The sequence below is a fragment of the Leifsonia sp. Y862 genome (genome assembly GCF_057669585.1).
In genome coordinates, this window is sequence record NZ_JBYHFR010000002.1 from 38087 (window position 1) to 60372 (window position 22286).

The 22286-nt window shown below is 65.5% G+C and carries 22 protein-coding genes; 17 read left to right on the top strand and 5 right to left on the bottom strand.

The annotated features are described in order from the left end of the window. Positions 1-68: 68 nt before the first annotated feature. From AC25Z0_RS10335 to AC25Z0_RS10350, 4 genes are all read left to right on the top strand, one after another. Positions 69-971 (top strand): proline iminopeptidase-family hydrolase, encoded by a 903-nt coding sequence (locus AC25Z0_RS10335; RefSeq protein WP_488133163.1) that lies wholly within the window; start codon positions 69-71, stop codon positions 969-971. Between the two features lie 37 nt (positions 972-1008). Further along, entirely contained in the window at positions 1009-2442 is a 1434-nt protein-coding gene (locus AC25Z0_RS10340) for an APC family permease (protein WP_488119574.1), read from the top strand. Between the two features lie 3 nt (positions 2443-2445). Next, positions 2446-3369 carry an acetamidase/formamidase family protein gene (locus AC25Z0_RS10345; RefSeq protein ID WP_488133164.1) on the top strand — a complete coding sequence of 308 codons (924 nt, stop codon included), beginning with the start codon at positions 2446-2448 and terminating at the stop codon, positions 3367-3369. Positions 3370-3453: 84 nt separating this feature from the next. Next, on the top strand, positions 3454-3996 hold the full coding sequence (locus AC25Z0_RS10350; protein ID WP_488133165.1) for a GNAT family N-acetyltransferase: 543 nt from the start codon (positions 3454-3456) through the stop codon (positions 3994-3996). Here AC25Z0_RS10350 and AC25Z0_RS10355 read toward each other — a convergent pair. Both AC25Z0_RS10355 and AC25Z0_RS10360 read right to left on the bottom strand, forming a co-directional pair. Further along, on the bottom strand, positions 3967-4518 hold the full coding sequence (locus AC25Z0_RS10355; protein WP_488133166.1) for a GNAT family N-acetyltransferase: 552 nt from the start codon (positions 4516-4518) through the stop codon (positions 3967-3969). The two genes, AC25Z0_RS10350 and AC25Z0_RS10355, sit on opposite strands and share 30 nt — an antisense overlap. Before the next feature lie 39 nt (positions 4519-4557). Continuing rightward, positions 4558-4746 (bottom strand): DUF1918 domain-containing protein, encoded by a 189-nt coding sequence (locus AC25Z0_RS10360; RefSeq protein WP_488133167.1) that lies wholly within the window; start codon positions 4744-4746, stop codon positions 4558-4560. 149 nt (positions 4747-4895) lie between these two features. Between AC25Z0_RS10360 and AC25Z0_RS10365 the strand changes: the two genes are divergently transcribed. From AC25Z0_RS10365 to AC25Z0_RS10425, 13 genes are all read left to right on the top strand, one after another. After that, on the top strand, positions 4896-5432 hold the full coding sequence (locus AC25Z0_RS10365; RefSeq protein WP_488133168.1) for a methylated-DNA--[protein]-cysteine S-methyltransferase: 537 nt from the start codon (positions 4896-4898) through the stop codon (positions 5430-5432). Positions 5433-5451: 19 nt separating this feature from the next. Next, positions 5452-5931: an RNA polymerase sigma factor gene (locus tag AC25Z0_RS10370; RefSeq protein ID WP_488133169.1), complete on the top strand. Its 480-nt coding sequence runs from the start codon at positions 5452-5454 to the stop codon at positions 5929-5931. Next, entirely contained in the window at positions 5928-6566 is a 639-nt protein-coding gene (locus tag AC25Z0_RS10375) for a methylated-DNA--[protein]-cysteine S-methyltransferase (RefSeq protein WP_488119582.1), read from the top strand. The genes AC25Z0_RS10370 and AC25Z0_RS10375 overlap by 4 nt, the downstream gene beginning before the upstream one ends. Before the next feature lie 31 nt (positions 6567-6597). After that, positions 6598-7212, top strand: a complete 615-nt coding sequence (locus AC25Z0_RS10380) for a DNA-3-methyladenine glycosylase I (RefSeq protein WP_488133170.1) — start codon at positions 6598-6600, stop codon at positions 7210-7212. 145 nt (positions 7213-7357) lie between these two features. Next, entirely contained in the window at positions 7358-7522 is a 165-nt protein-coding gene (locus tag AC25Z0_RS10385) for a hypothetical protein (protein ID WP_488119584.1), read from the top strand. Between the two features lie 163 nt (positions 7523-7685). After that, on the top strand, positions 7686-8357 hold the full coding sequence (locus AC25Z0_RS10390) for a GntR family transcriptional regulator (protein WP_488133171.1): 672 nt from the start codon (positions 7686-7688) through the stop codon (positions 8355-8357). 112 nt (positions 8358-8469) lie between these two features. After that, entirely contained in the window at positions 8470-9765 is a 1296-nt protein-coding gene (locus AC25Z0_RS10395; RefSeq protein WP_488119586.1) for an alpha/beta fold hydrolase, read from the top strand. A 19-nt stretch (positions 9766-9784) separates the two neighbouring features. Continuing rightward, positions 9785-10981: an NAD(P)/FAD-dependent oxidoreductase gene (locus tag AC25Z0_RS10400; protein WP_488133172.1), complete on the top strand. Its 1197-nt coding sequence runs from the start codon at positions 9785-9787 to the stop codon at positions 10979-10981. After that, positions 10981-11307 carry a (2Fe-2S)-binding protein gene (locus tag AC25Z0_RS10405; protein WP_488133173.1) on the top strand — a complete coding sequence of 109 codons (327 nt, stop codon included), beginning with the start codon at positions 10981-10983 and terminating at the stop codon, positions 11305-11307. Before AC25Z0_RS10400 ends, AC25Z0_RS10405 begins: the two co-directional genes overlap by 1 nt. Further along, positions 11304-12779 carry an FAD-dependent oxidoreductase gene (locus AC25Z0_RS10410; RefSeq protein WP_488133174.1) on the top strand — a complete coding sequence of 492 codons (1476 nt, stop codon included), beginning with the start codon at positions 11304-11306 and terminating at the stop codon, positions 12777-12779. The genes AC25Z0_RS10405 and AC25Z0_RS10410 overlap by 4 nt, the downstream gene beginning before the upstream one ends. Beyond that, positions 12776-13714, top strand: coding sequence for a dihydrodipicolinate synthase family protein (locus tag AC25Z0_RS10415; RefSeq protein ID WP_488133175.1), 939 nt, complete (start codon positions 12776-12778; stop codon positions 13712-13714). Before AC25Z0_RS10410 ends, AC25Z0_RS10415 begins: the two co-directional genes overlap by 4 nt. A gap of 2 nt (positions 13715-13716) precedes the next feature. After that, positions 13717-14718, top strand: coding sequence for a proline racemase family protein (locus tag AC25Z0_RS10420; RefSeq protein WP_488133176.1), 1002 nt, complete (start codon positions 13717-13719; stop codon positions 14716-14718). A 56-nt stretch (positions 14719-14774) separates the two neighbouring features. Then, the gene (locus AC25Z0_RS10425; RefSeq protein WP_488133177.1) at positions 14775-16301 is read left to right on the top strand and encodes an aldehyde dehydrogenase (NADP(+)); all 1527 of its coding nucleotides are present in this window, start codon (positions 14775-14777) and stop codon (positions 16299-16301) included. A 63-nt stretch (positions 16302-16364) separates the two neighbouring features. On the opposite strand, the gene AC25Z0_RS10430 is transcribed toward AC25Z0_RS10425, so the two are convergent. Genes AC25Z0_RS10430 through AC25Z0_RS10440 form a run of 3 tightly spaced genes read right to left on the bottom strand, consistent with a single transcriptional unit; the run spans position 16365 to position 22262 of the window. Beyond that, positions 16365-17855 carry a GH1 family beta-glucosidase gene (locus AC25Z0_RS10430; protein WP_488133178.1) on the bottom strand — a complete coding sequence of 497 codons (1491 nt, stop codon included), beginning with the start codon at positions 17853-17855 and terminating at the stop codon, positions 16365-16367. Continuing rightward, positions 17848-20184, bottom strand: coding sequence for an alpha-xylosidase (gene yicI, locus AC25Z0_RS10435; protein ID WP_488133179.1), 2337 nt, complete (start codon positions 20182-20184; stop codon positions 17848-17850). The genes AC25Z0_RS10430 and yicI overlap by 8 nt, the downstream gene beginning before the upstream one ends. Next, positions 20181-22262: a beta-galactosidase gene (locus AC25Z0_RS10440; RefSeq protein ID WP_488133180.1), complete on the bottom strand. Its 2082-nt coding sequence runs from the start codon at positions 22260-22262 to the stop codon at positions 20181-20183. The genes yicI and AC25Z0_RS10440 overlap by 4 nt, the downstream gene beginning before the upstream one ends. Positions 22263-22286 lie beyond the last annotated feature (24 nt).

The window sequence follows — 22286 nt, forward strand, 5'->3', positions numbered from 1 at the left end:
TGAGCGTTCGCCGTGACCTGGGCACGTTGCTGTCGTACCCATCGAGAAAAGGACCTGAAGTGCACCACGTGGCTACCGAGACCATCCCGTTTCGTGAGTGGGAGACCTGGGTTCGCATTGCGTCGCCAGAGGCGCCGCAGCCGGGCGCGATTCCGCTCATCGTGCTGCACGGAGGGCCGGGCATCGGGCACAACTACGTGCGCAACATCGCTGAGTTGGCGGATGCCGGACGCACGGTCATCCACTACGACCAGTTGGGCTGTGGCAACAGCACCCATCTGCCAGACGCACCGGCGGAGTTCTGGAATCCGCAGCTGTTCGTCGATGAGTTCATGAACCTAGTCGAGCACCTGGGACTGACCGAATACCACCTGCTTGGCCAATCGTGGGGTGGCATGCTCGCCGCCGAGATTGCGACCAGGCAACCCGCAGGTCTTCGTGGCCTCATGATCTGCAATTCGCCTGCATCCATGCAGCTCTGGAGCGAAGCCGCGGCAGGACTGCGCGCTCAGTTGCCGGCCGACGTGCAGGATGCGCTCGACCGACACGAGCAGGCTGGCACCATTTTCGACCCCGAATACTTGAGCGCCGCCGACGTCTTCTACCAACGGCACGTTTGCATGCTCACCCCGACACCGACTGACTATCAGGAGAGTGTCGACCAAATGGAGGCCGAACCCACGGTGTACCACACCATGAACGGCCCCAATGAGTTCCATGTGATCGGGAGCATGCGCTCCTGGACCATCATCGACCGGCTCGGGGCCATCGACACCCCGACGCTCGTCGTGGCGGGTGAACACGACGAGGCGACCCCTCTGACGTGGCAACCCTTTGTTGACGGAATCAGTGGCGCGACCAGCCACGTCTTCCCCGACGCCAGCCATTGCGCACACCTGGAGCATCCCGACGCGTTCCGCCGCGTCATCGGCGAATTCCTCGCCAGTCACGACCCCCTCCACAGGTCCTGACCGCACCACACCCACCCGCCGTCGAAAGGACACCACCGTGTCAACATTGAAAACCGGATCCACTGTGCTTACCCCACAGCAACAGCTCGAGGCAGCTGGCTACAAACAAGAGCTGAAGCGTTCGCTCTCAACCATGGACCTGCTGATCTACGGCCTGATCTTCATGGTGCCGATCGCGCCGTGGGCAATCTTCGGCGTCGTCTACAACGCGGCCGATGGCATGGTTCCGTTGGTCTACCTGATCGGCCTCATCGCGATGATCTTCACCGCTGTCGCCTACCAGCAAATGTCGAAGTCGATTCCGTTGGCCGGCTCGGTGTTCTCCTACGTCGGAAAGGGCATCCATCCAACGGCCGGATTCTTCGCTGGCTGGGCAATTCTGCTCGACTACCTGCTGGTGCCGACGCTGCTCTACGTCTTCGCGGCCGAGTCGATGGTCGGAATCTTCCCTGACACCCCTCGCTGGGTCTGGGCGCTGGTCTTCGTGGCGATCAACACCACGATCAACCTGCTCGGAATCAGCTCGATCAAGCGCATGAACCGCATCTTCCTCGTCGTTGAGCTCGCATTCATCCTGATCTTCGTGGTCATCGCCGTCACCGCACTCAACAGTGGAACCATCCCGGGCGCTGAGCTGACGATCGACCCGATCTGGGACCCGAGCAAGATGACAGGGCCACTGATCGCATCCGCTCTGTCGATTGCAGTGCTCAGCTTCCTCGGGTTCGACGGCATCTCGACCATGGCCGAAGAATCGACCGGTAGCCGCAACTCGGCCGGCAAGGCAATGATCATTGCCCTCGTGATCGTCGCATTCTGCTTCATCCTGCAGACCTGGCTCGCGGCAGCGCTCGCCGGTGGGCGTGAGTCGTTCGGTGACGACGAAGTGGGCAACGCCTTCTTCACCATCGTGCAGGCTGCCTCGAACACCGGCTGGATGAACGCGTTCTTCGTGGTCAATGTGCTGGCCGTCGGTATCGCCAACGCCATGGCCGCCCAGGCCGCAACATCGCGCCTGCTGTTCTCGATGAGCCGCGACCGTCAGCTGCCGAAGTTCCTGAGCAAGATCAGCGGACGCCAGGTGCCCCGCAACGCCGTGCTGCTTGTCTCAGCGCTCTCGGCCGTGCTCGTGCTGTTCTTCGTGGGCCAGATCGACCTGATCTCGTCGCTCGTGAACTTCGGTGCGCTGTTCGGCTTCATGATGCTTCACCTCTCGGTGATCGTGTTCTACATCGTGCGCAAGAAGTCACGCAACTTCCTCCTGCACCTCGTCATGCCGATCATCGGTTTCTTGATCATCGGCTATGTGCTGCTGAACGCGAGCATCGAGGCAAAGCTCGGCGGTATCGTCTGGCTGATTCTCGGTGCAGGGGTCTTCTTCTACTACCGGGTCACTGGCCGCAAGACCGATCTTGCCGGCGAAGCCGAGTCACTCGAGGTTCCGGCAACGGGCGAACGCGGGGGGCTGTAACCCATGGATCACTTTCTCGACAAGTCGCACGGCAAGTTCGGCTTCTCCGCAGATGTGGAGCCGGCCATTCGCATCACGCCAGGCACGGGAGAGCGCATCGGCTTCGAAACGAGCGATGCCGTCTACGCGCAGCTGCACGAGCTGAAGGACCTCGCACAGGTCACCGCGGGCATCAACCCGGTGACCGGACCCGTCTACGTCGAGGGGGCGCTGCCCGGCGACGCCCTCGCCGTGACCATTCACGAGATTCGGTTGAAGGAGCACGGCTGGTCGGTGAGCCTGCCTGGCTCCGGCGCGTTGCAGCACCTGATGGGTGACGACGTCTTCACCCGCAAGGTGCCGATCGACGACGCTGGCGTGCACGTGACAGATCGGCATGTCTTCGAACCGCGCCCGATGATCGGATGCATCGGCACGGCTCCGGCAGAGGGGTCGAACTCGACGATCATGCCGTCGACTCCGCAGGGCGGCAACATGGATGTCACCGAGTGCCGGCCGGGATCGACCGTGTATCTGCCGGTTATGGTCGAGGGTGCGTACCTCTCGATCGGCGACATCCACGCGATCATGGCGGAGGGCGAATCGTCCTTCGTGGCGATCGAAGCCGAAGGCATTGCCGTCGTCAGCATCGACCTCGTGCGCGGGATGGCACTGCGTGCACCGCGTGTGGAGACCGCAGACGAGTGGATCTTCGTCGGGCTCGGCGATCCAGTGCAGACAAGCATCCAGCGCGGGTACGAGGACATGTTCTCGTTCCTCGTCAATGACAACGGCTGGAGCAAGGGCGACGCATACGCGGTGATGAGCGCGGTCGGGCATTCCCGTCTGGGCGGACCGACCGGGTCTGGCGAGCCTGACCCGCTGCATCCGTTTGCCGCCGTTGGTGCCGTCACGATTCACCGCTTGGCGAAAAGCGTGCTGGCGTAGTGAAGACATGATCAAGGCCCCGATTCGATCCGGAATCGGGGCCTTCTTCATGCCGGTCCACCCTCTGTTGGCTAGCATCGATGGATGCCCTATCCCGTTCTGCTGTCAGACGATGTGACGATTCGATTGGTCACGGCCCGCGACCTGGAGTCGATTCGCGATGCGTATCGACGCAACCGGGAACACCTCGCGCCGTGGGAACCGGAACGCGCGGAGTCGTTCTTCGAGTCGACCGAACAAGGTCAGATCCTGGCGAACCAGATCGCGCAGCTGGGAGCTGGAGCCGGGTATCCGCTCGTCATGGTGCACGGCAACACCATCATCGGCCGGATGACGCTCTCAGGAATCGTGCGCGGACCCTTCCAGAGCGCCAGCGTCGGCTACTGGGTTGACAAGGAACACGCTGGAGCTGGCCTCGCATCCGCAGCCCTCGACCACCTCGTCGCGCACAGCAGGGACGTTCTCGGCCTGCATCGCCTCGAAGCCGGCACCCTGCTGCACAACGTCGCCTCGCAGCGCGTGTTGCAGAAGGCCGGATTCGAGCCCATTGGCGTGGCCAGAAACTATCTCAAAATCGCCGGCAGCTGGCAGGACCACTTACTGTTCCAGCGCATCCTGAGTGAGTAGTGGCGCGAGGTAGACGTGGGAGATTGGATGCGGCCCGTCCACACCAAACCACGAAGACTCGTAGGAGTGGATCCGTTTCCATCCCCGTCGCTCGTACAAGGTGACGGCATCCTGATTGTGGTCGACGACCTCGAGCGCCAGCGATGCGCCTGACTCGGTGGCGTAGGCCTCTGCTCGCGCGATGAGCGCGGACGCGGCGCCCAGGCCTCGGCCTGCGGGTACGACGAACAGTCGGGTGAGCCCCAGAACCGATGGCGCATCCAATTCGAGCGCGTCAGCGAGCCCAGGTGCACGAAACGCTCGAACGAGCGACACATGTGCAACGCACGTTCCCTCGACTTCAGCGACCCACGCCTGCTCGACGTCTCCGTCGAAGAGCCACTGGGCGTTGACGTGCCTCTCCATGATGGGATAGCCATCGAGGCGGTGCACCTCTGCGAGGGCAGGAACGAGAGTTCCTGCATCCGAGGTGCGGCGGTCTCGCACCAGGAGGGGCGGGTTCGCAGGCGTGCCGTGGTTCATGCCCTCATTCTTGCAAACACTGCGCTTGGCCGGGCAGGCTCAGTCGTGGGGATGCTCCACCACAAAGTCAGTGCCGGGAAACACCACGATCTCGTGGCCATTCTCGAACCGCACGAGATAGGGCGGATTGCCATCCTGCCCGCGCACCTCGATGATCGAGCCGTGCCGATCAGGGGTCTCGACTGTCTTGCCTCTAATGATGATTCGGTCACCAACGTGGGCTTCCATGTCACTTACCTCCGGCTGTCACGTATCCGGTTGTCACGCTACGCCGCGGCTGCGGAATGGAATAGCGATCTCACGTTTGGATACTGGGCTACGTCTACCCCATAGAGGCACCGATTCGACAGAATAGGAACGACAGGATGGAACTCGTGATGAGCATCGAAAGCAGTGCGGACCTCGCTCGTGATGCAGGCATCCGCTATCGCATCATCGACTCCCCGGTGGGCGAGTTGACGCTCGTTGGCCGATCCGCAGGCCTTTCTGCCGTGTATTTCGCTGAGCACAAGCGTCGACCTGAGGCCGAGGCGTTCGGGCTTCGTGATGATGAGGCCTTTACGGATGCCGTCACGCAGCTTGCCGAATATTTCGCGGGCGACCGCACCACGTTCGATCTCACCCTGGCGCCGGTTGGTGACGGATTCCAATTGAAGGTGTGGGCGCTGCTGCGGGAGATTCCGTACGGGCAGACCCGCTCATACGGGCAGCTGGCCACGCTGCTCGGCGATCGGAATCTTGCTCGCGCGGTCGGAACGGCCAACGGCAAGAATCCGCTCAGCATCATCGTGCCGTGCCACCGTGTGGTCGGAGCCGACGGCAGCCTCACCGGCTACGCGGGTGGCCTTGACCGCAAACGGTACCTCCTCGGCCTCGAAGAACCGGCAGAGGCCGGCGTCGACCGGCTCTTTTGAGCCTTCGAAATCTGAGGCCATGAAACCATTCGAGCAGGTCGTCGCCGAGCACGGGGCCACGGTTCTGCGTGTCTGTCGCGCGGTCGTTGGCGCCGTCGACGCCGATGATGCCTGGTCGGAGACCTTCCTCGCGGCCCTCAGGGCATACCCGGAACTCAGCGAAGGCGCGAACGTCGAAGCCTGGCTCGTCACTATTGCCCACCGAAAGGCCATCGACATCATTCGGCTGCGGGGCCGCACGCCGATCCCGGTCGACCGGCTGCCGGAAGGGGAGTCTCGACTCGGTATTCCAGACGGCCGCGACCTCGACCTCTGGGCGGCCATCGGCACGCTTCCCGCCAAGCAACGGCAGGCCGTGACCTACCACTACATCGTCGGGCTCCCGCATCGCGATGTTGCCGAAATCCTCGGTGGCACAACGGATGCCGCCCGTCGCGCAGCAGCGGACGGCATCTCGTCACTGCGAGTGCGGCTGCGCGTGAAAGGACTAGTCGGATGACTGACATTGACGACACTGACATTGACGACACAGAGATCGCTGCGCTGCTCGCGCCGGCCAGTGCTGTCGCGCAGAGCGACCTCGACCGGTTGCATGCCGCACTCGGGCTCACTGCCGCCGAGCGCGGCGACCTGGACGTCGCATACCGCACCCTCGATACGCCTGTCGGTCTCATGCTGCTCGCGGCAACCGACCAGGGCGTTGTGCGGGTGGCGTTCGATCGTGAAGACCACGATGCGGTGCTCGAGACTCTCGGCACGCGGATCAGCCCGCGGATCCTGCGCGCGCCGGCCAGGCTCGACGCGCTCGCTCGCGAACTCGACGAGTACTTCGCCGGCACGCGCCGCACCTTCGACCTGCCGCTCGATCTGCGGCTGACGGCCGGATTCCGACGCAGCGTGATCGAGCATCTGCCCGACATCCGCTACGGCCACACGGAGAGCTACACAGAGGTTGCGCGCGCGACGGGGCGTCCGAATGCAGTGCGCGCCGTCGGAACCGCGTGCGCCACGAACCCGCTGCCCCTCATCGTGCCGTGCCATCGCGTTGTGCGTTCAGACGGATCGTTCGGCAACTATGCGGGAGGTACGGAAGCCAAGCGCATATTGCTTACGCTTGAGGCGGCATCCGTGTAATGCACCTTTCGATGAGCAAGGAGAACCTGCGGTGAGCGAAATCGTGACAGCTGTCGTGCATGGCGCTGTCGTGCATGGCGCTGACGGGCTGGCCAGGCCGACCTGGGCGGCCACCGATCCGCTGATGCGCGAGTACTACGACACCGAATGGGGCATGCCGGTGCGCGATGAGCACGGCCTCTTTGAGCGGCTCAGCCTCGAGGCCTTTCAGTCCGGGCTGTCGTGGGCGACCATCCTGAAGAAGCGCCCGGCCTTTCGGGCCGCCTTCGACAACTTCGATCCAGACCGCATCGCCGCCTACACGGATGCCGACTACGAACGCTTGATGGCGGATGCCGGCATCGTGCGCAACCGGCTCAAGGTGCTCGCCACGATCACCAATGCGCGGGCCACTGTCGCGCTGCGGGAGGACGGCGGCCTCGTCGACTTCATCTGGTCGTTCCGTCCGTCAGAGACCCCGCAGCCGCGGTCGCACGCGGAGGTTCCCACGCAATCTGCGGAATCGATCGCACTGTCTAAGGCGCTGAAAAAGAAGGGCTTCGCCTTCGTCGGCCCGACCACGATGTTCGCACTCATGGAAGCGACAGGGATCGTCGACACCCACTTGCTCGACAGTCACCGGCGCGGCTCGTCCGGCGTATGGTGAGGGCTCCGTTATTGACGTGATCAGCCCTTCTTCGGGAGGCGCGACACGCCCGGGTTCATGATTTTCTACCACGTCACCCCTATTTGGGGGTAAGCTATCAGGCCGGAGATCGTCTCCGCGAAAAAGAACAGAGAAGAGTCACCCCTTGAATCTCCTGCTGATCATTGTTGTAATCGTTGCTGTCCTCCTCCTCATCACTGGTGGATTCGTGCAGTCGTTGAATTTCCTGCTGTGGGTCGGAATCGTTCTGGCCGTCATCGCAGTCATCGTATTCTTGATGCGCTCAATCTCCGGACGGAAGAACGTCTAGCCATTGATTGCCACTCCTGAGGGAGTGCGCCCGAAGGACCGTGTGAGTACTCACGCGGTCCTTCGCTCGTTAACGGATCACGCCGTCGGCTACCATTCGATATGGTTCACCGGGCGCGCGGCCGGCAACAGCACGAAACCGCGTTTACGAGAGTGAGTACACGATGACCGTCTCAGCGATCCACAAGGTGGAGCAGTTGGCGAGCTTGCGCGATCGCATCGGCGAATCACTCTCCGCCGCAATAATCTCTGGCGAGCTGGCGCCGGGCACGCTTGTCTCCGTTCCCACCCTTGCCGCCCAGTTCGAGGTGTCGGCCACGCCGGTGCGCGAAGCCATGCTTGACCTCGAGCAGCGCGGCTTCGTGGTGTCTGTACGCAATAAGGGCTTCAGGGTCACCGATGTCAGTGAGCAGGACCTCAAGGAGATCCTCGAACTTCGACAACTACTTGAGGCGCCTGCAATGCGCGCTCTCGCCGCGAACTTCCCTGTTGAGACCTTGCCGAAATGGCGTGCCATTGCCGACGAGATCAGCACACACGCCGACACCGCGAACCTCACCGGTTTCGTGGAGCGCGACCGCGACTTCCACCTCGGGCTCCTTGAGCTCTATGGCAACACGCATCTGGTCGACATGGTGCGGGAACTGCGCCAGCAGACCCGCATGGTGAACCTGGCCCGCATGACTCACAGCAGCAAGCTGCGTGACTCGGCGCACGAGCACCACCTCATGCTCGATCTGCTCGAAAAGGGCGACGGTGCGGGCCTGGAAGAGCTCGTCGTGCTGCACCTCGGCCACGTTGTCGGCTGGTGGGCCGGCACGCCAGAAATCAGTTAGGCGCACGCCCGTGGCCGCGAAGCCACGCGCAGCAGGGGTTGTGCAGGATTGTAATATGTCACCTATCACCATAGGGTCTTGATCACGCAGTGTGAACAGAAGGAGTCCTGGCATGATCACCGCCAGTTACACGGTGCCCGGTATGAGCATCACCGACCACGACGTCGAGGTGCCCCTCAACTGGTTCGACGACACAGAGACCCGGCGCATCACCGTGTTCGCGCGCGAGATCGTCGACCCGGTGCGCCGCGCGGACGACCTGCCATACCTGGTGTTCCTGCAGGGCGGCCCAGGCGGCAAGGGTCCACGGCCCACCGAGCCGAGCGGATGGCTCGGGCACGCCCTCGCGACTCACCGCGTCGTGCTGCTCGACCAGCGCGGCACAGGCCGCAGCTCGCGCATCGACGGCCAGGTCATCGCGTCATTCGATGACGATGCAGCCGCGGCCGCATACCTCGGACACTTCAGGGCAGACTCCATCGTGAAGGACGCCGAGTTCCTGCGCCGCACCGTGTTCGGTGGAAAGCCGTGGGCAACCCTCGGCCAGAGCTACGGCGGATTCCTCACGCTCAGCTACCTGTCATTCGCACCTGAGGGGCTTCGCGCCTGCTACGTCACGGGCGGCCTGGCCAGTGTGCGCCCAGACGCCAGCGAGGTCTACCGGCGCACATACCCGCGCACGGAGGGTAAGAACCGCGAGTTCTACGCCCGCTTCCCGCACGACGAAGAACAGGTCGGCCGCATCGCTGACCTGCTCGCGGCGGGCGACGTCGTGCTGCCAGACGGCGACACCCTGACGGTACGACGCTTCCAGAGCCTCGGCATCGACTTCGGCATGAAGCCCGGATTCGAGCGCATGCACTGGTTGGTCGACGAGGCATTCGCCACCGGCAACGACCGATTGAGCGAGACATTCCTCAGCCAGGTGCAGGCCCGCACCTCCTACGCTGACAACCCGCTCTTCGCCGTCATGCAGGAGAGCATTTACGCCGCAGACACCACGGGTGCGACGAACTGGGCGGCAGAGCGCGAGCGTGCTCGCCATCCGCAATTCGCTGAATCAGCACGGCCGCTGCTGTTCACCGGAGAAATGATGTACCCGTGGATGTTCGAAGAGATTCGCGCGCTGCGGCCGTTCCGTGGCGCGGTGGAACTGATGGCGGCGCAGACCGACTGGAGTGCGCTGTACGACCGTGACGCGCTCGCAGCCAATGAGGTGCCGGTCGCCGCGGCCGTCTACTACGACGACATGTATGTCGACTCGCACCTGCAGCTGGAGACGTCAGCCAACGTCGGAAACACCCAAGCGTGGGTGACCAATGAATACGAACACGATGGCATCGGGTCTGATCGGGTGTTCACCCGGCTCACCGAACTCGTTGCGAGAACAGGTGGAGAGCGACCGTGATGGAAACAACAGGCTGGGCATGGCACAGGATGTGATCATCGTCGGCGCCGGCATCATCGGTGCCGCCTGCGCGCGCACGCTGTCCGCTGCGGGATTGAGCGTGACGGTCATCGATCGCGGCACGGTGGCCGGCGGCACGTCATCGGCGTGCGAGGGAAATCTGTTGGTCTCCGACAAGGGCGCAGGCCACGAGCTCGCCCTCGCGCAGTACACCGCAACGCTGTGGAAGCAGGCGGCCATCGACCTCCGCGAGCAGCTCGGCGAGTCATTCCCGTCTGTCGAATACGACCCAAAGGGCGGCCTCGTCGTCGCGACAACGCCGGAAGGTGCCGCGCCGTTGCTGGCGTTCGCCGCCCGCCAGCTGGGCGCAGGGGTTGACGCCCGCGTCATCAGCACCGACGAGGCCAGGGTGCTCGAACCCGACATCGCGCCCTGGATCCAGGCGGCCGTGCACTACCCGGAAGACGCGCAGGTGCAGCCGACGATCGCGACGGACGCGCTCATGGCCTCCGCCAGGCTCTACGGCGCCCGTGTGTTGGAGAACACCCCCGTGCTCGGTCCGCTGCTCGATTCTGCGGGTGCGCTCGTCGGCGTGATCACCCCAGAGGGCGCGCTCCGTGCACCGCGGGTCGTCGTTGCTGCCGGTCCGTGGTCGGCCGAAGTCGCAGCGCTCCTCGGTGTGCACCTCCCGGTTCGACCTCGCAGGGGCGAGGTGCTGGTGACGAGCCGGATGCGCCATCGCATCTTCCACAAGGTCTACGACGCCGACTATGTGGGCGCGGTCGGGTCGGATGACAGCGCCCTGCAGACCTCCAGCGTTGTCGAGTCCACCGGAGCCGGCACCGTGTTGATCGGTTCGTCGAGGCAGCAGGTCGGCTTCGACTCCCGTTTGCAGGTCGAGGCCCTGCACGAGATAGCGACCAAGGCCATGCGCCTGTTCCCGTTCCTCGCAGACGCGGCGATCATGCGCAGTTACGGCGGCTTCCGCCCGTTCATGCCAGACCACCTGCCCGTCATCGGCGAAGACCCGCGGCTGCCAGGACTCTGGCACGCGACGGGCCACGAAGGCGCCGGCATCGGACTCAGCCTGGCGACGGCAGCCATGATCAGGGACCTGATGCTCGGCACGCCCACCGCACTCGATGCAACCCCGTTCTCGTTGTCGCGCCCGTCGTTGGCACCCCACCTGATTCCTCACCTCACGGAGGTGGCCTGATGGCTCCCCGACTTTTCCCCAACGGCCTCGACCCTGTGCGCCCAGCCCCACCGACTCCGGTGACGATCACGATCGACGGTGAGCCGGCCACCGGCGTCGCAGGGCAGAGCCTGGCCGGGGTCATCCTCGGCAGTGGCATCCTCGGCTTCCGGCGCACCTCGGTGAGCAATGCCCCGCGCGGCGTGTTCTGCGGCATCGGCGTGTGCTTCGACTGTGTGGTCGAGGTGAACGGCCAACGCGACGTGCGTGCGTGCCAGCGCCGGGCATCCGCTGGTGATGTCGTCGTCACGCAGCACGACGCGCTGCCGGGCGGCGGTGCAGAGTGAACACCGTTCTCGTGATCGGGGCAGGGTCAGCTGGTCTCGCCGCAGCTCGCGCCGCCCGCGAGGCCGGGGCAGCCGTCACCATTCTCGACTCGTCAGACCAGCTGGGCGGCCAGTTCTGGCGGCACCTGCCAGAGCAGCGCCCAGCGGCCAATGAGCGCATCCTGCACCACGGCTGGGCACAATTCCGTGCCATGGCTGCCGCGCTCGAGGGCGACGACGGATGCCGCATCATCACCTCAGCGCTGGTCTGGGCCATCGAGCTGAGGGACAACGCCGCCGGCACAGTGCACGTCGTCATCGGCGAACCAGACGGCGTCGGGCGCGACCGGCTCGTGCTGCACCCGGACGCGATCGTGCTGGCAACGGGCGCGCACGACCGCACGCTGCCGTTCCCCGGCTGGGACCTGCCAGGCGTCTTCACCGGAGGCGCAGCGCAAGCACTCGCCAAGGGGGAGCGCCTCGCGGTGGGTGACCGCGTCGTCGTTGCCGGAGCAGGGCCATTCCTGCTTCCCGTCGCAGCCTCACTGGCGGCAACGGGGTCACGCGTGCTCGGCGTCTTCGAAGCCAACCGGATGCCGGCGCTGGTGCGCGGCTGGCTGCCACGTTTCTGGCAGCTCTTCCCCGCGGCGAGCAAGGGCGCAGAGCTCGGCGGCTATGTGGCTGGGCACCTGAAGAACCGCATCCCGTACCGACTGGGCAAGGCCGTCATCGCCGCGCACGGCACCGACAGGGTTGAAGCGGTCACTGTGGCATCCGTCACGGCTGACTGGTCGCCGATCCCCGGCACAGAGAAGCGGATCGCCGTTGACGCCGTCTGCGTGAGCCACGGCTTCGCGCCGCGGCTTGAGCTGGCCATCGCCGCCGGCTGCGCGCTCACCCCTGAGCGTTTCGTGCAGGTCGACGCAGGCCAGGAGACCAGCGTCCCAGGGGTCTTCGCCGCAGGCGAGATCACCGGCATCGGCGGAGTCGACCTGGCGCTCGCAGAGGGCAGCATCGCCGGACATGTCGCCGCCGGCGGCACCGCGGCCGACGCGACACTCGCCAAGGCGACGCGAAAGCGAACGACATTCCGCGGTTTCGCGCAGCGGATCGAAGCGGCTCACGGCATTCGGAGCGGCTGGCCGACGATGCTCACGCACGACACCATCGTGTGCCGCTGCGAAGAGGTGAGCTATGGGGCGCTCTGCAGCGCGGCCGACGCCACCCAGTCGCACTCGCTTCGCGCGCTGAAACTCAGCAGCAGGGCCGGCCTCGGCCTCTGCCAGGGTCGCGTCTGCGGGCGAACCGTCGAGGCGCTGCTCGCCACCCGCACCGGTGGCCTTTCCGATGGCGTGACGACGGATCGTCGCCCGATCGCCGCGCCGATCCGGCTGGGCGAGCTGGCAGCTGACGACGTTCCATCGCCGGTTTCGACGGGCTCAACCAACGAATTTCACGAATCACACCACGCACCTACGAAAGGACCGCAATGACTAAGCAGGCATTCGATCTCGGCGGCGTCATCGTCGCTACGACCCTCGCATTCAAGGAAGACTCGTCGGCTCCCGCCGGACTCGCGGTCGACTACGACAAGTTCGCCGCGCACTGCGACTGGCTGATCAGCAACGGATGCCGTGGCGTCGGCCCGAACGGTTCGCTGGGGGAGTACTCCTCGCTGACCGACGAGGAACGCCGCACGGTGGTCCAGGTTGCCGTCGAGGCCGTTGACGGCCGCGGTCTCGTCGTGGCCGGCGTGCACGGTGTCGGCTGGCACCAGGCCAAGAAGTGGGCTGAGTACGCGAAGGAAGACGGCGCCGATGGCGTGCTGCTGCTGCCGCCGACCCTCTACCGTGCGAACGAGTCAGAGGTCATCGAGCACTACCAGCGTGTGGCAGAGGTCGGCCTGCCGATCATGGCGTACAACAACCCGTACGACACCAAGGTCGACCTGACCCCGAGCCTCGTGGCGAAGCTCGCAGAGATCCCTGAGGTTGTCGCCGTCAAGGAGTTCTCCGCCGACATCCGTCGGGTGCTGGAGATCAAGGAACTCTGCGACATCGACGTCATCGCCGGTGCAGACGACCTGCTGTTCGAGTCACTCGTTGCCGGCGCGACCGGCTGGTTCGCCGGCTACCCGAACGCGTTCCCGCGTGAGGCCGTCGAGATCTACAACCTCGTCAAGGACGGCCGCATCGCTGAGGCCCTCGAGATCTACACGCAGCTCGTCACCGTGTTCCGCTGGGACTCCAAGACCGAGTTCGTGCAGGCCATCAAGCTCTCGATCGACCTCGCTGGCGGCAGCTACGGCGGACCCACGCGTCCGCCGCGCGGACCGCTGAGCCCGGCCGTCGACGCCCAGGTGCGTGCAGACACGAAGAAGGCGCTCGACTACCTGGCTGTGCGCCGCGCTGCGTATTCCGCCGCATAGTCATGCGCTCATCGCGAATGTATACAGCGGTTGATTCCCACACAGAGGGGATGCCCACCAGGGTCATCACCGGTGGCATCGGGGTCATCCCCGGCGCGACCATGAACGAGAAGCGCCTCCATTTCATGGAGCACATGGATGATATCCGCTTGTTCCTCATGAACGAGCCACGCGGCCACGCGGCCATGAGCGGTGCGATCCTGCAGGCGCCGACGAGAGCGGATGCCGATTGGGGCGTCGTGTACATCGAGGTGTCGGGCTGCCTGCCGATGTGCGGGCACGGCACCATCGGGGTTGCCACCGTGCTGGTGGAAACCGGCATGGTCGAGGTCGTCGAGCCGGTCACCACCATCCGCCTCGACACTCCGGCCGGCCTCGTGATCGCCAGGGTGGCCGTCAGCGATGGCCATGCGGATTCCGTCACGCTGGAGAACGTGCCGTCATACAGCGTGCGCCTCGACGACACCGTCGATGTGCCCGGCTACGGCCCCATCGAGTACAGCCTCGCCTTCGGCGGCAACTTCTACGCCATGGTCGACCTCGATGCGGTCAACCTGCCGTTCGACCGCGCCAACCAGCAGGAGATCCTCGCCGCCGGCCTGGCCATCATGGAGGCCATCAACACCACGAACCCGCCGAAGCATCCAGAGATCGACGGGCTTGACCACTGCCACCATGTCGAGTTCATCGCTCCGGGCTCGACGACGGAGTATTCCAGGCATGCAATGGCGATCTACCCCGGCTGGTTCGACCGCTCACCGTGCGGCACCGGCACGTCTGCGCGCATGGCAGAGCTCTGGGCTCGCGGTGAGCTCGGCCTCGACCAGGACTTCGTGAACGAGTCATTCATCGGCTCGACGTTCACCGGACGCCTGATTCGGGAGACGACGGTTGCCGGTATCCCCGCCGTCATCCCCACCATCACCGGTCGGGCCTGGGTGACCGGCATCGGCCAGTACCTGCTCGACCCCGCAGACCCGTTCCCCACCGGATTCCAGTTCTAGCTTCACCCCGTTCTTTCTCTGCTTCACCCCGTTCTATCTGTAAGGAGCGTCGTGCCATGAGCACCGCAACGAGTACCCCCGTCACCACCCCAGAGCAGCTCGATGCGATCGCGAACCGCGCAGTGGCTGCGGCGCCCGTCTGGGCCGCCACAGAGCCGAGCGTGCGTGCAGCTGCCCTGGTGGCGGCAGCGGATGCCCTCATCGCGGCCCGCGACGAGCTCGTCGCGATCGCGCAGGACGAGACGGGCCTGACGGTTGCGCGCCTCACCGGTGAGGTCGGCCGCACGGCCGTGCAGCTGAAGCTCTTCGCCGAGGTCGTCATCGACGGGTCGTACCTCGATGTGCGCATCGACGATGCAGACCCCGGCTTCGTGCTCGGTGCCCGTCCAGACCTCCGCCGCTACCGCATACCGGTCGGCCCCGTGCTGAACTTCGCCGCCAGCAACTTCCCGTTCGCGTTCTCCGTCGCCGGCGGAGACACGGCCGCTGCCCTCGCCGCTGGGTGCCCCGTTATCGTGAAGGCGCACCCTGGGCATCCGCTGCTTTCTGCGCGCACGGCAGAGATCGTGGCCGCAGCGCTCGAGGGCGCTGGAGCGCCAGCCGGAATCCTGCAGCTCATCACCGGCCAGGCAGAGGGCGTGCAGCTGCTGCAGGACGCGCGCATCGCAGCCGCCAGCTTCACAGGGTCGATCAAGGCCGGCCGCATTCTGGCCGACATCGCTGCGGCACGCCCAGCCCCCATCCCGTTCTACGGTGAACTCGGCAGCGTCAACCCGGTGTTCGTCACCCAGGCCGCGCTCGATGAGGATGCCGACGCCATCGCAGGCGGATACGTCACGAGCGTGTCGGGCTCAGCCGGCCAGCTATGCACCAAGCCGGGCTTCCTCTTCGTGCCGAGCGGTCACGACCTGGCCGATGCTCTGGTGGCGAAGGCGGTCGCTGTGGGAGAACACCGCCTGCTGAACCCTGGGATCACCGCCGGCTACCAGGCCAGGCGCGACGCGATCCTCGGAACCGCTGGAGTCACGCCCATCGTGCTGGGTTCAGTTCGTGTCGACGACGACGGCAATGGCTGGGCGACGCCCACCATCGTGTCGGTGTCGTCCACCGACCTGCTTGCCGGGCGCGACACCCTGGGCGATGAGGCTTTCGGCCCGCTGTCAGTGCTCGTCGAGTACGACGACGCTGCAGAGCTCGCGGCGCAGGCGAGCCAGCTGTTCGAGGGCAACCTCACCGGTACGGTGCACGCCGGCACCGGTGAAGACAGCGCTGCCCTCCGCGGGATTATCGATTGGATCGCCCAGAACGCCGGACGTGTACTGCTGGGCGGCTGGCCAACTGGCGTCGCCGTCACGCCGGCGCAGCAGCATGGCGGGCCGTGGCCGGCCACCAGCAACGACAGCGGCACCTCTGTGGGGAGCGCGGCCATCGGCCGATTCCTGCGTCCAGTCGCCTACCAGAGCGTTCCGCAGGAACTGCTGCCGATTCCGCTGCGCGATGACAACCCGTGGAATGTTCCGCAGCAGCGGAACGCGGCCGGTGCATCCCAGTCGTGGGGAACCCTGCAGGGCGGCATCCGCTAACACAACAAGGCCGGGCCCCACCGAATGATTCGGTGGGGCCCGGCCTTGTTGGTGTCGCTCTCGTTAGCTAAGCGGCTGGATGGTGCGGGTGGCGATGACCTTCGAGTACCACTTGGCGCTGTCCTTGATGATGCGCTCCTGCGTTTCGAAGTCGATGTAGACGATGCCGAACCGCTTCGAGTAGCCGTAGCCCCACTCGAAGTTGTCCATCAGCGACCACACCTGGTAGCCGCGCAGGTCGACGCCGCGGGCCATGGCCCGGTGAGCGGCGGTGAAGTGGCGCTGCAGGTAGTCGGTGCGCTGCTCGTCGTGCACAACGGAGATCGTCTCGCCGGACTCTGCGGTCTCAGAGGTGACGACATCAGCGAAGGATGCGCCGTTCTCTGTGATCATCAGAGGCAGGGTCGGGAACTCCTCGTGCAACGCCACCAGCAGCTCTTCGAGGCCGGCCGGCTCGATGTTCCAGCCCATCTCGGTGTACGGGCCGGCCTGCGCGATGAACTCGACGCGGTCGGCGCCCGGCCACGGTGATCCGCCCATGTCCTTGTGGCCGTCGTTGTTGGCTTGGGGGCTGACGCCGTCCCAGATCCGAACGAGGGTGGTGGAGTAGTAGTTCACGCCGAGCAGGTCGAGCGGCTGGTGGATCAGCTCGAGGTCGCCGGGGAGGATGAACGCCCAATCCGTGACATCCGCTGTGTCAACGAAGACGTCCTCAGGGTATGCGCCGTGCAACAGCGGGCCGAGGAAGACGCGGTTGGCGAGTCCGTCGATCTGGCGCACGGCCTCTGCAGCCTGCTCGCCCTCTCCGCGGATGACGTGCAGGTTGAGGGTGATCGAGAAGGCGGGGTCGTTGGTGACGACCTTCTTCAGCGCGGTGACGGCGAGGCCGTGCGCGAGGTTCAAGTGGTGCACAGCGGCGAGGGCCTTCGCGCCGTCGGTGAGGCCTGGGGCGTGCGCGCCTGAGCCGTAGCCGAGGTAGGCGGAACACCACGGCTCGTTGAGCGTCGTCCAGGTGATGACCTTGTCGCCGAGTGCCTCGCCCATGATGCGGGCGTACTCAGCGAATGCGTATGACGTGGCGCGGTTGGTCCAGCCACCCTCGTCCTCAAGGGCCTGCGGGAGGTCCCAGTGGTACAGGGTCGCGATGGGCTTGATGCCGCGAGCGATCAACCCGTCGACCAGGCGCGTGTAGAAGTCGAGGCCCTTGGCGTTGGCCGGGCCTGTGCCTGTCGGCTGGATGCGTGACCAGGAGATGGAGAAGCGGTAGGCCTGAAGGCCCAGCTCCTTCATCAGGTCGAGGTCGGACTCGAGGCGGTGGTAATGGTCATCCGCCACGTCGCCGGTGTCGCCGTTCCAGACCTTTCCTGGCGTGTGGCTGAAGGTGTCCCAGATGGACGGGCCGCGGCCGTCTTCGGTGGCAGCTCCCTCGATCTGGTACGACGCTGTGGCCGAACCGAAGATGAAGTCAGCGGGGAACTCCAGTCCCCAGTCGCGGTAGTCGGCGTTGCCGACGGATGCTGCTGCGGAGCCCGTGGTGGTGGGTGCGTTAGACATAGGTGAGAACGGCCTTTCCATTCGATGTGGTGACGATGTCGCCGCCGGCGAGGCGAACACGGATGTCCGCGCCGGTGGTCGACACCTCTACTGTTGTGCCGGTTGTGGTCACGGTAACGAGGGCCTCTGCACCCGTCTCAGAACTCACAACACGGGTGGTGGTGGACTCCGTTGTTGCACCCGGGTACACCGTGACGAGCAGGCCGTCGAGGTAATCGTAGTCGGGGCGGTCGGTGCGGTTTCCGGTGGCGAGCACGGCGCCGCCGCGAATCCAGATCGGCATGCTCAGCACGCTGTGGGTTTCCCTGCGCCAGGTCGATCCCTGGGCGACCTCACCGGTGAGGTAGTTCGTCCAGGTGCCGGCCGGCAGGTAGTACTCGACGCTGCCGTCGCCGCTGAAGACCGGAGCGACGAGGATGTCGGCGCCGATCATGTACTGGCGGTCGAGGTAGGAGCACGACAGGTCGTTCGGGAACTCCAGCTGCATGGGGCGCATGAACGGCAGTCCGCGCTCGTGGGCTTCGAGGCCCACCGAGTACAGGTACGGCATCAGCTCGAGCTTCAGCTTGGAGAACTTTCGCGTGACCTCGACGGCCTCCTCGTCGAATGCCCACGGCACCCGGTAGCTGGAGGAGCCGTGCAGACGCGAGTGGCTGGAGAACATGCCGAACGCGACCCAGCGCTTGAAGACCTCCGGGTCTGGCTTGCCTTCGAAGCCGCCGATGTCGTGGCTCCAGAATCCGAAGCCACTGAAAGCGAGGGACAGCCCACCGCGGAGGGTCTCTGCCATCGACTCGTAGGAGGACGAGTTGTCGCCACCCCAGTGAATCGGCATCCGCTGCCCGCCGGTGGTCGCTGACCGGGCGAACAGCACAGCCTCGCCCTGCCCACGGTGCTCTTCGAGCACCTCGAAGACGGCCTGGTTGTAGAGCTGGGTGTACCAGTTGTGCATGGCCTCAGGAGAAGAGCCATCGTGCCAGACGACGTCGGTGGGGATGCGCTCGCCGAAGTCGGTCTTCAGCGCATCGATGCCCTGCTCGAGCAGCACGCGCAGCTTGGCCTGGAACCAGGCGGTCGCTTCAGGGTTCGTGAAGTCAATGAGGCCCATGCCGGCCTGCCACTGGTCCCACTGCCAGATGCTGCCGTCTGCGCGGCGAACGAGATAGCCGGCATCCGCTGCTTCGTCGAACAGCTTGGAGCGCTCGGCGATGTACGGGTTGATCCAGGCGCTCAGGCGCAGTTCGCGCTCGTGCAGGCGGGCAAGCATGCCCTCTGGGTCTGGGAAGACGCGGGCGTCCCACTCGAGGTCTGTCCAGTTGAACTCGCGCATCCAGAAGCAGTCGAAGTGGAAGACAGACAACGGCAGGTCGCGCTCGCGCATCCCGTCGATGAAGCTGTTCACTGTCGCTTCGTCGTAGTCGGTGGTGAAGCTGGTGGACAGCCACAGGCCGTATGACCAGGCCGGCACCTTGGCCGGGCGACCGGTGAGGGTCGTGTAGCGCTCGAGGACATCCTTCTGGGTCGGGCCCTGGATGACGAAGTACTCGAGTGCCTCGCCTGCAGTGGAGAACTGCACGCGCTCGACGGACTCTGAGGCGACCTCGAATGAGACGTGCTCGCTGTGGTTGACCAGCACGCCGTAGCCGCGGTTGGTCATGTAGAACGGGATGTTCTTGTACGACTGCTCGCTGGATGTTCCGCCATCTGAATTCCAGATGTCGATGGTCTGGCCGTTCTTGACCAGCGCGCCGAAGCGCTCGCCGAGGCCGTAGACGAGTTCGCCGACGCCGAGGCTGAGCTGCTCGTGCACGTACGTGCTGGCCGGGGCGAGACCGGTCGTGGTGATGCCAACCTCGCCCACCGGTTCGGCGGCGATGGGGGCATCGGAGGCGAGGCGCATGTAGCCGACCGACTTGTGCTTGCTCGAGGTGAGCACGCGGCCGTCTGACTCGAAGGTGAGGTTCCACGGGGCGCCGGGGGTGATGCGCGCGGTGAGGCCACCGCTGGTCAGCGTGCCAGAGGCCAGGGCGCCGTCGACCGACTGGGTCTCTGCAACACCAACACCCTCAGTGGCGCCAACGAGGTCGAAGCCGGCAGCTGGACGCCTGCCCTTGTGGTGCTCGATGCGCACCCGGATGACGCCGTCGAGCGGGGAGGACAGCGTCACCGTCAGCATGGGGCGGTTGAGCGTGTCGCCGCGGGTGTTGATGACCTTGGTGGGGGCGTAGACGCGGAGGGTATCTCCGTCGGGCATGATGTCGTACGCCTCCTGGGCGTACAGGGCGGTCACGCCGGGGCGTGCCTGCCAGAAACCATCGGTGAACTTCATACGGTGCTGTCCTCTCGGATGACGGCGACGGCTCCGGCGGCAACGGAACCGCCAGAGGTGAACCGGTCGCCCGACACGAGGTCGAGTCCGGTTGCATCGAGAGCGAGCGGCCCTGATGAGTGGTTGATGGCAAAGAGCCAGGTGGTGGAGGGGCCGGCATCCGCTGACCCAGCGACGCGGCGAACGAGCTCAAGGCCGCGGTCGGCTGGGGCGACGGGGGTCAGCTCCGCGCGCTCGATGAGCAGGTCGAGCAGGGCACCGGTTGACGGGCGGTCGAGCTGGGTCGAGACGTACTGCGCTGTCCCTGCGCCGACCTCCCTGAGGGTGATCGCGGGGAGTCCGGCGAGCTCTCCTGAGGTGTAGTGGGCGACAACGGATGCTGTGGTCGCCTCCATCAGCTCGCTCCAGATTGCGCCCGTCCACGATCCGTCGCCCGTGATCTCACCCTCGAGGCCGACAGTGTCGCCCTCGAACAGCGGGAAGAACTCTTCGACGCGAACGCCAAGGAGATCGCGCAGGGCGCCGGGGTAGCCACCCTCGATCACCCGGTTGTGCTCGGTGACGATGCCGGAGAAGCTCGTGACGACCAGGTGGCCGCCGCCCTCGACGTAGTCGCTGAGGCTCGCGGCATCCGCTGCAGTCAGCAGGAAGAGGGTGGGCGCCAGCACCGCTTTGTACCCGGTGAGCGGGGAAGACGGGTGCACGACATCGACCTGGATGCCCCTGCTCGTCAGCTCGCGGTGCATGGCGAGGGCGACGTCGAGCGAGTTCACGTCGACGGTGGGCTTCGCACCGGACTTCAGCGCCATGGCGGAGTCGTAGTCGAACAGGATCGCGACCTGCGACGGCTGCACGCGACTGCCAACCACCTCGCGGATGTCGCGCAGCGTCTTGCCGAGCGCGGTCACCTCGCGGAAGATTTTGGTGCGTGCGCCGGCGTGCGGCACCACGGAGGAGTGGAACTGCTCACTGCCGGCCGTCGACTGGCGCCACTGGAAGAACAGTGCGCCGTCTGCGCCGCGGGCGATGTGGGCGAGGCTGTTGCGGGTGAGCTCGCCGGGGGCCTTTGCGCGGTTGCGCGGCTGCCAGTTCACCGCAGAGGTGGAGTGCTCGATGAGCAGCCACGGGTCACCGCCCGACATGCCGCGCACACGGTCGGCGGAGAACGCCAGCTCGCCGTAGGTCTCCGGGTCGTGGCCCATCGTGTAGTGGTCGTTGGCGACGAGGTCGACGTCGTCGGCCCAGCGAGCGTAGTCGAGGCCGTTGGGGTGGTTCTGCACCATGAAGTTGGTGGTGATGGGGATGTTCGGGGTGATCCGGCGCAGCACCTCGCGCTCTGCCATGTAGTAGTCGAGCAGCGCGTCTGAGGTGAAGCGTTCGAAGTCGAGCAGCAGCCCTGGGTTGTGGCTGGTACTGGTGTAGCGCGGCGGCACGATCTGCGTGAACGCGGTGTAGTGGTGCCCCCAGAACGCGGAGCCCCATGCGTCGTTCAGCGCTTCGATGGTGCCGAACTTCTTCTCAAGCCAGACCTGCCAGGCGCGGCTGGTCTCGTCGTCGTAGCTGTGGGCGTTCTCGTTGCCGAGCTCGTTGCTCACGTGCCAAAGCTTCAGTGCGGGGTGGGTCGCGTAGCGGGTGGCGATGGCCTCGACCATGCGGAGCGCGTAGCGACGGAAGACGGCAGAGCTCGGGTACCAGCCCAAGCGGCCACCCTGGGAGTTGCGCACACCGTGCTGGTTGACGGTGGCGATCTCCGGGTGCGCCTGCATCAGCCACATGGGCGGAGCCGCGGTGGGAGTGGCGAGGTTGACGCCGATGCCGGCCTCTGCGAGCAGGTCCATGATGCGGTCGAGCCAGCCCCAGTCGAAGACGCCATCGGCGATCTCGAGGAGGCCCCAGGAGAAGACGCCGACGTTCAGCGAGTTCACGCCGGCTTCGGTCATCAGCGCGATGTCCTCGGCCCAGACGGACTCTGGCCACTGCTCTGGGCTGTAGTCGCCACCAAGGGCGAAGCCGTCAGCGATCCAGGGGAAGGTGGTTCCGACCGGTACATCGGCGGAGCGGGACACGAAGTCCGTCATGGGTGGGTCACTTTCTCTTGCAAC